Annotated in this window: 3 protein-coding genes; all 3 read right to left on the bottom strand. The window is 38.1% G+C overall.

Annotated features, from left to right (window positions below; all coding sequences use genetic code 11):
- The coding region (locus GAB14E_RS02905; protein ID WP_231562110.1) for a non-ribosomal peptide synthetase at positions 1–8,485 on the bottom strand (8,485 nt) is incomplete at its 3' end.
- Between the two features lie 79 nt (positions 8,486–8,564).
- Entirely contained in the window at positions 8,565–10,298 is a 1,734-nt protein-coding gene (locus tag GAB14E_RS02910; RefSeq protein WP_033084127.1) for a cyclic peptide export ABC transporter, read from the bottom strand.
- A 10-nt stretch (positions 10,299–10,308) separates the two neighbouring features.
- On the bottom strand, positions 10,309–12,756 hold the full coding sequence (locus tag GAB14E_RS02915; protein ID WP_033084126.1) for a penicillin acylase family protein: 2,448 nt from the start codon (positions 12,754–12,756) through the stop codon (positions 10,309–10,311).
- Positions 12,757–13,348: the final 592 nt, after the last annotated feature.

Here is a 13,348-nt window from a genome sequence, read left to right as displayed (position 1 = left end):
TTGAAAGTTCATCAGGGGCAAAGGTTGAATTAGCCCAATGCAGCATAGCGTTAGTATTGCTATGTCTGATCGCTACCCCTTTAGGCTGCCCGGTTGAGCCTGACGTATAGATCACATAAGCTAAATGTGATGAGTTCAGCCCTAAAGCTTCTTTCTTTACATTATCTGTCTGATCTGTCGCAGAGGGATCATGCTCAAGAAGCTCACCGTCCAAACACACGGCTTGTCGCTCTCCTAACCCTACTTTTGCTAACAAGCTTTCCTGCGTCAACACCAAAGAAACATCAGCATCGCTGAGTATATAATTAAGGCGCGCCTCAGGATAACTTGGATCAAGAGGCACATAAGCGCCCCCAGATTTCAATATTCCTAGTATGCCGACGACCATATCTAGTGAGCGTTCTACGCATATTCCCACTAGGGTATCTGGTATAATATGATGCTGCTCTACCAAATAATTCGCTACTCGGTTCGCCTTCTGGTTGAGCGCCTGATAGGTGAGTTGTTCACCTTCAAAAACTAAAGCAATGTTATTCGGGGTCACTAAAGCCTGTGCTTCAAACAACTCATGAATACATTTATCTTCTGGAAAATACTGCTCAGTATCATTTATTTCACGAATGAGATAGTTTGTTTCTTGTACTGACAAAACAGGCAAATTTCTTATTTGCAGCGGTCCGGAAAGTTCTTTTTCATTCAATGTAGCTAATCCCGTTAGTAAACGAGATAGATGATCATTGAATTGAATTATATGAGCTTCATTAAAGATGGCTTTATCAAAAACCCACTCAAGATTTACACCATTTTCATTGAGACTGATACGAATATCCAAATCAAATTTGGCAGTAATGTGCTCTGCTGGCAACGGGGATAAGGTTACTCCCGGTAAAGTCAGCTGCTGCCTTTCTTTATTTTCCCCTAACCCATAATCCGTGTCTGTCGTCAGCATAATTTGAAATACGGGAGTATAAGCACTGCTGCGCGAAATATTTAATTTTTCAACCAAACGTTCAAATGGCACATCCTGATTCGATTGTGCATCTAAATGTACCTCACGTACATGGGCCAAATAATCGCTTAAGTCTTGATGATTGGTATCAAGCCTGAGGACTAAAGTATTGACAAAAAATCCTATTAGCGGCTCAAGCTCTGCCTGTAATCTGTTGGCAACAGGTGTGCCGATAACAATATCATGGCTATTGCTGTGGCGAGCTAAAACCAGCGCTAAAGCAGCATGTAATAACATAAATGGCGTTAGCTGATGCGCTTTTGCAATGTGCTGCAATGAACACGCAATATCTCCTGACAATTGTCCCGAGACTCGTGCCCCTGCATATTGCTTTTCTTCTGGTCTTGGTTCATCTAAGATCAGAGAGTGTATCGATGGCAAGTCGGCTAATTGCTTGTCCCAATAACTTAACTGACTGGCAAGCATATCCCCTTGTAAGTACTCTCTCTGCCAATTTGCATAATCGGCATATTGGATCTCAAGCGGAAGTAATGGATCTGGCTGCTCAGCAATGATGCTCTCATACAAAGTGACAAATTCTCTTATCAATACATCCATTGACCAACCATCAGAGGCAATATGATGCATGTTAAATAATAAAGTGCCTTGCTGCTCGCTACCGTCTTTGTTTTGTCCCTTTTCACGTAAAATAAAACTGACTCTTACCATCAAGTCCTGACCTAAATTAAAGGGCATTTTTACATCAACCTCAATCAAAGCCGATAATCTTGCTTGTTTTTCAGTATCACAAAGGAAAGTCAAATCATGTTGTTGTACAGTAAAGTCAAAGCTATCTTGAATATGCTGTAATGTCTCTTGTTCATCTTCAATATATACCGTACGCAATACTGCATGACGGGCAATTATCCGTGTGATAGCCTGCTCAGCAGCTTTCACATCAAAGTCACCAACCACATCAAACGCCGCTGGCATATTATATTCAGCACTCCCATGATTAAATTTGTCGATAAACCACAAACGTTCTTGGGCAAAGGATAAAAATAACGCTTTATTATCTTGCCTTCCTGCTATTATTGTTGGTCTTAACGCCGTATCTGCTGCATTGTTCACACACACAGATAATGCCTGAATGCAGGGTGATTCAAACGCAGTTTTAACTGATAACTCACATTGCAGTTGTTTACGAATTTCTGAAACCAGACGCATCACCAATAAAGAGTGCCCGCCTAAATCAAAAAAGTTAGCCGTTATACTGATTTTATCCTCATCAAGTTTTAATAATGATGACCAGATAGCTACCAATGACTTTTCTGTTGCTGTTTCGGCTGCAACATACTCACCAAGTAAGTAACTGCCATCAGGCTCAGGTAAGGCTTTCTTATCGATTTTTCCGTTTAATGTCAATGGCCATTCATCTACCGTTACAAAAGCGCCAGGCATCATATAACTTGGTAACACTTGCTTAAGTGTTCCTTTTACATCTGCTATGAGATTCGATATAAACGCTGACTTTGAAAGTTCATTATCTTCTTCTGCCGCAAGGCTGAATTTTATATAACTCACTAATTGCTTATCAGCATTACCGTCTTCTTTTACTAATACAAGGGCAGAATCAACCCCCAGGCATTGATTGATATGATACTCAATCTCCGATAATTCAATTCTGAAACCCCGTATTTTAACTTGATCATCTATACGTCCAATATACTCGATATTGCCATTCGGCAAATGGCGCACTAAATCACCGGTTTTGTATAAACGATCACTACCGAGTTTATCTAAGCCACCGTAAAACGGATTGGCAACAAAACACTCTAAAGTTAACTCTGGTCGGCGTAAATAACCACGGGCGAGACCCACACCACTGAGACATAATTCACCAATACTCCCTAATGGTACAGGTTGCAGCTGGCTGTTACATACATAACCTTGAAGGTTAGGCATTATTGAGCCTATTGTTGGGTGATCATTTTCGACCTTAACCCAACAGCTATCGACCGTACATTCTGTAGGTCCGTATACATTGTAGACCCGTTGCCCCATTTCTTGTTGATATGCTATCAATGAACGCCATAACTTATCACTGATAGCTTCTCCACCAACAATCATGTCAATATTTGTGCTCAGCACTGATTGTGATATCCAAAGTTCTAACAATGCTGGTGAACAGTCCAATACCCCAATATTACTTTGCGTTATTCTTTTTTGAAGTCGTTGGATATCACTCTTTTCATTTTCTGTCAGTATCACTAACGTCTGACCAAGGCACAACTGAGTTAAACCCTGAGCTGATGCGTCAAAGGCAAAAGAAGCTAGCCAACCCCAGGCTTTATCCTTACCAAGAGCCAGCGTTTCAAGGCTCGTGGCCAAGTTACTTAACGCGCTATGCTCTATCATTACCCCTTTAGGCTGTCCGGTTGAACCTGACGTATAGATCACATAGGCTAAATGTGATGAGTTCAGCCCTAAAGCTTCTTTCTTTAAATTATCTGTCTGATCTGTCGCAGAGGGATCATGATCAAGAAGCTCACCGTCCAAACATACGGCTTGTCGCTCTCCTAACCCTACTTTTGCTAACAAGCTTTTCTGCGTCAGCACCACAGATAAATTTGCATCACTGAGTATATAATTAAGGCGCGCCTCAGGATTACTTGGATCAAGAGGCACATAAGCGCCCCCGGCTTTCAATATTCCCAAAATTCCGACTACCATATCTAGTGAGCGCTCTACACATATTCCCACCAAGGTATCCGGTGTAATACCATGCTGCTCGACCAAATAATGTGCGACCTGGTTTGCCTTAGTATTTAACTCTTGATATGTCAGCTGCTGGCCTTCAAACTCTAAAGCCGTATTATCTGGATTAGCTTTAACTTGCCCCTCGAACAATTCATGAAGACATATATCCTTCGGGTAATCCGCTTGTGTATCATTGAGCGTGGTAATTAAATATTCAATTTCCGGCACTGACAACATGGGCAAGCCTTTAACAGCAGGCTCTTCGGCTATACTTTTTTCATTAAGTTCTGCCAAGCCTGTCAATACACGACATAGGTGGTTATTAAATTGTTGAATGTGCTCTTCGTTAAAAATACTCTTATCATAGACCCAATTTAGATAAGCACCTTCCTCATTGATACTAATATCAAGGTCTAAATCAAACTTGGCTGTTATTACCTCTGACAATAAAGGTGTCAATGTTATACCAGATAAATTTAACTCTTTATCATCCAGCTCATTAACCCTGTTTGATGTGAGCATTATTTGGAATAATGGTGTATGTGCTGCATTACGTGGGATCTTTAATCGTTCCACTAGTTGTTCAAACGGCACATCCTGATTCGTTTGAGCATCCAGGTGCACCTGGCGCACATGAGCTAAATAGTCATTTAATTGTAAGTAACTAGTATCTATTCTCAATACTAAGCTATTAACAAAAAATCCAATTAATGGTTCAAGCTCAGCCTGCAACCTATTGGCAACTGGTGTGCCTATAACAATATCATCACTATTACTATGTCGAGAGATAACCAAGGCGAGAGCAGCGTGCAGTAACATAAATGGTGTCAACTGATAACACTTAGCAACCTCCTGTAATGACTGTGCAATACCTGACGATAACTGCCCAGAGACACGCGCACCAACATGCTGTTTTATATGTGGTCTGGGATTATCTAATAGTAAACTATGCACTGGTGGTATTTGTGTTAGCTGTTTATCCCAATACATTAATTGGTTATCTTGACCCTCTCCTTGTAGCCATTGTCGTTGCCAATGCGCATAATCAGCGTATTGAATTTCAAGAGGAGAAAGCGGGTTCGGTGTCCCATCAATTATTGCCTGATATAGCGTATTAAACTCGTGTACCAATATTTCCACAGACCAACCATCTGAGGCAATATGGTGCATATTGAATAACAAAACTCCTTCTTGTGAGCGCTTGTTTTTAGCATTAACAAGTAAAACAAAACTTGCTCGGAGCATTAAGTCTTCACTTAAATTAAAGGGCGTTTGAGCATCCAGATCAATGAGTGTTTGTAACTGCTTTTGTCTATCATTATGAGTTAACACACTTAAATCATACTGATGAATTTTAAAGTTAAACTCACTTTGAATACATTGTAATGCGCCACGTTCATCATGTTCCACATAAATTGTACGTAACACTTCATGACGTAATATAACAGTTTTCAGTGCTTGATTTGCCGCTTCAACATTAAAATTACCGGTGATATTAAATGCAGCTGCCATATTATATTCTGAACTTCCTCCTTGCAATTGGTCAATAAACCACAGCCGCTGTTGAGGATAAGATAAGCTCATCTCATTACTGTCACGAACCACAGGTTTAACTGATTCTCTTAATTCAACTTCAGGTGTATTATCAATACAAAGAGATAGTGTTTTAATCGTTGTGAATACAAAAATATCGCTGATAGATAGCTCTGTATGTAACTCTTTTCGTATTTTTGAAACTAATCTAATTGATAGAAGTGAATTACCACCTAATTCAAAAAAGTCTGCAATCGTACTAATCTTATCTGCATCAAGCTTTAATAGCGTAGCCCATATGTTTACTAATACTATTTCTGTATTTGTTTCAGGGCTTACATATGCCCCCTGCAGTGAAGTAGGGTTTGGTTCTGGTAAAGCTTTTTTATCAGTCTTCCCATTGGGCGTCAATGGCCATTCGTCAATCATTACAAAAGCATTTGGCACCATATAATTTGGTAACTTTTTCTTCAGACTCTCACGAAGCCCAGTGACAAAAGTTGTTTCATCTATAGCTTCGTCTATTTCCCTTACAACATAAACTACTAAGAATTTTTGACCTAGTTCATCTTCTCTAGCCAAAACCAAACAAGAAAGTACACTTTCACATTGTGATAACTGACTTTCTATATCACCTAACTCTATTCTATAGCCACTTATTTTTACCTGGTCATCAATGCGCCCTATAAAAGCTATATTGCCATCGGCCTGATAACGGACTAAATCACCGGTTTTGTATAATCTGTTTTGACTGTTGAAAGGGCTTTTAATGAATTTCTCTGCTGTTAATTCAGGGCGGTCCAAATATCCTCGTGATAAACTGGTGCCGCCTAGATGCAACTCGCCCACAGTACCTGTTGGCGCTAATCTACCCGTATGGTCTAAAATATATGCTTGAGTATTGTTGATCGGTAAACCTATGCTTGGATCTTTATTAAGCGGTTGTGTAATTGACAATACCGTCGAATAGGTTGTATCTTCTGAAGGGCCGTATAAATTAATTATTCGGCTAAACTTGCTGATAGCCTGTAAACTATCTACCACATTTTTTTTTAATGGTTCGCCACAAAAATTAAAAGTTCTAACCGATGTAAGTAAACTTTTACTATTGAGTATCGCTTGAATTCCTGAAGGAACAGTATTGATCAAGGTAATACCTTGATAGGAGTGTTCGACCAAAGACATAATATTTTCAACAATCAAACAACGGCCACCAACAGCCAACGGCGCTATTAACTCGAACACTGATAAGTCGAAGTTCAGTGATGTACTAGCCAATACACAGGCCAATTCATCTGGATCATAATAATCTAGCACCCAATGAATGAAACTTACAACGTTGCGATGCTCAACCATTACCCCTTTAGGTCGCCCAGTTGAGCCAGAGGTATAAATCACATAGCCCAAATGGCTTGAAGTAACCCCTAGTGTAAGTGCGCTTAAGTTCTCTATAGAGTATTGACTAAATACTTTACTGATATCTCTATCTGCATCTGTACTATCCGTATTATCTGCATCTGTACTATCCGTATTATCTGCGTACTCAGCATCATTTAACTTATCTAAATAAATAGCTTTCCCGGTAAATTCAGACAATACCTTTGCCAAATGCGATTGTGTCAACACCACGGTTAAGTTGGCATCATCGTACATATAAGCTAAGCGTTCATGAGGATAACTTGGGTCTAATGGCACATAAGCTCCTCCAGCCTTAAGTATTGCCAGTACACTTACCACTATATCGAAGGATCGATCTAAGCAAATTCCTACTAAGGTTTCGACTTTAACGCCTAGGCTTAGCAGGTAATGGGCCAATTGGTTAGCGCGATGATTCAATTGTTCATAGGTAAGCTGCTGATCGTCAAACACCAGCGCAATATTATCTGGTGTCTTTTTAACTTGTTCTTCAAACAACTCATGAATGAGTATACCTGTAGGATAGTCTACCTTATTATCATTAAGCTCATTACACAGTAACTGAATTTCTTGCGCTGGCAAAATCGACAGCTCAGCCAAGGGTTTTTCTTTATTAGTTGCCGATGTTAACAAGTTAAGCAGATGCACAAATCGTTCGGCCAGCAATTGGATCTCGTCAGTACAAAAATATGCTTGATTGTGATCAAGTTGCAGTTCAATGTTTTCACCGTCACCATCCCATATAGTAACCGTTAGAGGCAGTTTTTCTCGGTTGTGACTGTGGTAAACCACATCAGCATCAATACCATCAAAAACCAGTTCAGTATAATCAAGCTTTAAATAGTTAAAACTAATATCATAAAATGTTGAAGAGTCACCCGTTATTCCCAGAGCCTGCATCATATGCCCGATAGGAAAGCGCTGGTGACGAAAGCTAGCTTTTTGCAATGTTGCAATTTGTTGAACCAAAGAGGTGAAGCATTTAGATTTATCCACCTTGACAATCAACGGACTAACACCAGAAAAGACACAAACCATTTTTTTTTCGATGGAATTTTTACGGTTATGGGCAGGGATACCAAACGCTATACTGTCACGATCATCCTCCAGCGCAAAATAAGTTGCCAACATTCCAAGAATCAGTTGTGGTACCCCCACGCCTACAGACGTGGCAAATTGGATATACTCATCAAAAACACTCCGGGGTAGGTTAACCCTGTGACGTGAGCTGGGGATGTGATCTGCATCATCAAAATCAGATAAATTGTAAGGTGTCAGTAATTTTTCTGGTACCGAGTCACAATGCTCAAGCCAGAATTTATTGGCTCTTTGATAGCGATTTGATTCAACATAATGTTGATCCTTGATGGAGATATCTTGCCAACTGTCAGTCACTGAAAATTCGTCATCAGTCTGGTTATAATAATCGGCCAGTTTATAAGCCCAGTTAGAGAAACCCAAACCATCCATAGCTAGGTGATGGCTTAAAGCAACGTACCAATAAGCTTCTGAACCTATTTTGACTAAATGAGCCTGGCATAATTCGCTATCATGATAGTTGATAGGAGTTTGAAATAATTCATCCATCCAGTCTTTAGCAGCTTGTTCTGGATTTGCCCCCTGACTAAAATCAAGTAGAGGTAATTCAACCGTACGATGATTACTTATGTATTGTTGAACATCATCATTTTCTTGTAAAATTCTGATACCAAAAGCATCATGATTAATTACCACTTTCTGATGAGCATGACGTACTCTCTGGATATCTAGTGCACCACAACGTATATACCCACCAATATTATATAACGGGCTACCACTGTGATGCAGTTGATCAAAATAAATATCTTTTTGAGTTAAGGTTAAAGCAAAGCTTTTTTTTTACTATCAATCATTTGGACTTCACTCTTTAACTAGCTTTAAGCGCATTATTATCACTGATAATAGTGCGGTGTAACGTTCTTTGTTTAATTACTTTTTTATCAGTAATACAATCGATTAATTCACCACTATCTAAAACGAGAATTTTATCCGCAATATCAAAATAACGATCGTCGTGACTAATAATGACTACGGCTTTCCCTTTCATTTTAAGCTGGGGTAATAAATTGTAATAAAAGAACTCTTTAAACATTGGGTCTTGATCTGCAGCCCATTCATCGAAAACATAAAATTCTTTATCTTCTAGAAAAGCCACCAATAAAGCTAAGCGTCTTTTTTGACCGTCTGATAAGTCTATAGTTGAGAACTTTCCATCATCAATAGTCACCTTAGTGTCCAGCGCAAGTTCTTTAAGGTAAGATTGAATTTTATCCATATTTTCTGCACCATTACCATCGAGTAGACGGTCAAAAAGATAATAATCAGAATAAATAGAGGTAATTGTTTGACGACAACTTTTAAGTGTAGACTTATCAACCAATGTGTTACCAAAACTAATCGAACCAGTTGATGGCATATGATGTAAAGTAAGTAGTTTACTTAAAGTTGACTTACCAGAACCATTGCCACCGACTATAAAGGTAATAGTAGATTTATCAATTGTAAAACTAAACGGGCCAATTTTAAAACCTTCTGCAGAGTCCTCACCTTTATATTGATAACAAATATCTGAAAAATGAATTGTATTCCAAGGCTCTAATACCTCAACAGTCTCATTAATGTCCTCATCTGGCATTTCTGCCAAAATTTGATTAACTTTATTTAATGATATCTTAGCATATAAAAAGCTGGGAATAGCACCTATTACAAGAGCGATAGGGCCTGTAATGTAAAGTAGAGCCATAACGACACCTACAAGTTCATCATTGCTCATTGCCTCATAATTAATAAAAATAAAACAGACAATACCTATAACAAAGAAACTTATCATGTCGCCATAATTAACAGAAGCACGCACAATGGTTTGTCCCGTTTTGTCAGCTTTTACTGCTTCATGTTCGTTATACAACAATACATCTTTAAAGTAAGCTTTACTTTTAGTGTCATTTAATTTTAGTTCCTTGATACCAAAAATAAGACCACGAATCGATTCCATAAGATGATCGTTCTTTTGCCTTGCGTGTGCAAAATAGCGGTTACTGAATAGAATAGGTACTTGATAGGTAATTATGCCAAAGGTTATAGCTCCTAGTACAAACCAAAACACATCAATATTAAGGTACATTAGAAAACTTAATAATCCAACTATCGTTACAATGTTCATCAATAGGTCAGGAAAAACTCTCGCCCCACCCACTATTCTGCCAACATCCATCGTTATGATATTAATCAATTTTGAATGACCCATTTTATCGAGTGCATCGATGGGAGCGGCGAGAATACGTTTATATAATTTCACGCGAAGTACAGAAGTCATATCAGCTGCAACTCTGGTTAGCATCACTTGTGAGATTGTTCTGCTGAACACTATAAATACACACACAAAAAGAAAAAGTGCCGCCATAGCATAATTACTCACTTCAAATGAGAGAAACGTTCTAACACTCTCTACCGATTGAGTAATGTCATTTGGATCGTTATTAATACTGCTAAGTACAATGGGGATTAAAAAGGCATAACTTACACCTGAGAGAGCACCCAAACAAATTGAAAAAAATACTTTATTGGGAGCCTGTTTGGCAAAAGCATCAAAAAGAGTCATTTTATATTTCCTATTGTTTCTTATTGTCTATTGTATTAGTTTTTTTTAATACCAATACAGTCTCTATCTTACTTTTGTTAAGATCTATATAAAGTACATCTCTAAAGGGTTCAACCATATCGTCATAGTGTTTGCTAAGCACATTATCGGATTGACCCGTAGAATTCATATAGACGTGGTTCACACTGTCATTCCCAAGTTCAATTATCTGTCTAAAACCAGCACCAAAGTGTTGTTCATAACCTTCTGATTCGGCAAAAGTCGCACTGGCAACATTTATAGTATTGGGTCCACCACCATTGGAAATACGACTTTCAAATAATGGCTTAAGTAAATTAACCTCACTAAACGGATTATGAGAGTAGACAGCTTTGTGTACATCACCCCAAGTCCAATCATCCATATCAGAGCCCGCAACTTTATATAACTCTTTGATCGCTAGATCCAATGATTGCTGTATAACCCACTCACAATTCTCTACGGTACTAGTGTTTATATCATCACACCACAGCGCTCCACCAGGAGTTAACGCGGCTTCAATTTGATCATAAGTTGTAGACATATAAAGTTGATTGATTAATCTTGATTGATGATGATTGCCTAAGGATGTACTCAGATTGTCTCTAAACAACATAACCCGCAAATGTCTAGCCCAACTATAGAAGATAGTTGCACTCGGACTATCCGCAGCCATATCTCCATCCCATTTACTGAGATAGTTTTGCGCTAACCTTTGTTTTTTTGTTTCCATAGGCGCTGATTTTAATAATGTAATTAAACCTGTAGCACCATAACTTAAAGTATCTCCCTGAATTTTCTTCATATAGTCCAAAGACAAAGTACCTGTGGTCTTGAGACCTTCTTGGATTAATTGTTCAATCCGCTTTGCTCTGGCATCAGGTGCCCAATCAGAAGAAATAAAATAAGGATAATCATCATCTACCATTTTATTATTGGCTGATACAATATATCCCTTTTCAGGATTATAGCTTTGTGGCCAATCTTCAAATGGAATATAGCCCGTCCATTGATAATCACTTGTTCCTCCAGGAACAGGGGTCTGCCCTTTCCCTTTGCTACGAATAGGAATTAGACCTGCGCCCATGTAACCAATATTACCCAGCTGATCAGTGTATAAAATATTTAATGTGGGTGCAACATGATAACTTAACGCTGATTTAAATGAACTCCAGTCATTAGCATAATTAAGTCGGTAAAATGATTCATAAGTAGTATCACTTTCATCAAGCCCAGTCCAGCGCAACGATACTGGTTGTCCTGTAAACCCAAAAATATCGCTAAGGATTGGCCCTCTGACCGTATTTCTTACTATAACTTCTACTGGCTTGATCGACTCTCTTAGTATCTCGGGAAATTCAGGTCGTACTTTAATATAATGTTTCTTTATTTCAAAATCACGCCACTGTCCTTTGTCTAAATACTGCTTAGGGTTACTTCCATTAACTTGCTCAAAATAGAGGTCTTGAACGTCAGTCATCATATTGGTTCCGCCCCAAGATATTTTATCATTACGCCCAAAGATAATTAAAGGTAGGCCGACTATACTCATACCTGAAGCATTAAGGTGTTCACCAGATAAATTTGCCATATACCAAATAGATGGCATTTGAATACCAAGATGTGGATCGTTGGCCAAAATAGAATTCCCACTATTGGTTAATTTTCCTGAAATTGCCCAGGCATTGCTACCAACAAACTCACCACCTATATTCAACTTTTGTTGAAACTCATCTTGCAACTGGGTCATTGCTGTTAAGGCTTCAAATACTTTACTGTCAGTATAAGTAGTCTTTATAGGATCATTATTAGGATCCTCACCAAACAACTCTTCATCTTGAGAACCACTCAAATGTGATTTGGCAATAAAACGGGTGATTTCTTTCCACATACTATTTGATAAGTTTAATGCAAAAACTTTACTCCAAGCCAAAGAATCGTACTCAGTCCATGGTTCTGGCTGTATATCAAAAAGATTAAATTCTAGCGGTAAAGCATTTGAGTTATTTAATCTGGCATTTATACCCGCACTATAAGCAGTAAGTGATGATTTTGCTTCAGGTGACAGTCCATCCCATGCCGATTGTACAGATTCATAAAGTCCTAACGTACGCATTTGAGCATCTACCTTTATAAAGTTTTTGCCAAAAATTTCACTTAATCTACCTTGAGAGAGTCTACGTTGAAGTTCAAGTTGCCATAATCTATCTTGCCCATGAGCCATCCCCATACCGAAAAAAACATCATTGTCATTATCTGCTTTGATATAAACGGTACCATGTTCATCACGACTTATGCTGATATCACCAGAATTACCTTTGACATTAATCACCCCCTGAACTTGGGGTAATCCAAAATCTGATGTAAAAAATATATAGCCAACAACAAACGCTATTGGCAAAATTATTAAGATTAAAAATTTAACAAATAAAGTACGCATTATTTTAGAATTAACTCCATTTTCATATTGTTTTTTTATTTAACATAGTAAGCTGGCCTTATTGCTGGATAACCTACTTACAGTATTTGACTATTATAAATCTATTTTTTATCTAATTTATTAGTGACCTTATATTATAGGCTTAGACGTATTTAAACGAAAATTCTACCACTTGAGTGGTGATAGCAAGTACTCATTGAGAACTGAGCCACTTTCATTTCTAAATACTAAGCAATAAGCCCTACCTTTCTCGCTTTTATTCTGTAATCATTAAATAGCTGAGCCTATTTAGCAGTCGTTATATGTACTGAATTTTGTAAAAACTGTATGTTTCCAAAATAACAATAAAAGCAGTTTTTTAGTTTGTTTATCATACAGCAACCTGCTTATACTGTTTTCTGGATTAACAAAGTCAACAATCAGCTTGAAAACGTTGAACTTGGCTATGTAATTAGACAACAACATATATCTTGGCAGTACCTTCGGTATATCATAAAATCAGTACCTACAATTGGTAGGTTATTAATATTAGACTGCTTTAATCATATTTTATGATTAAAGAGCCTCTTTAATCAGTTTTTCAATATTTTAT

Origin of the sequence: Colwellia psychrerythraea (assembly GCF_000764185.1) — a bacterium.
Classification (GTDB): domain Bacteria; phylum Pseudomonadota; class Gammaproteobacteria; order Enterobacterales; family Alteromonadaceae; genus Colwellia; species Colwellia psychrerythraea_B.
Note: the sequence above shows the minus strand (reverse complement) of the source record. Positions and strands in the feature narration are given on the sequence as shown.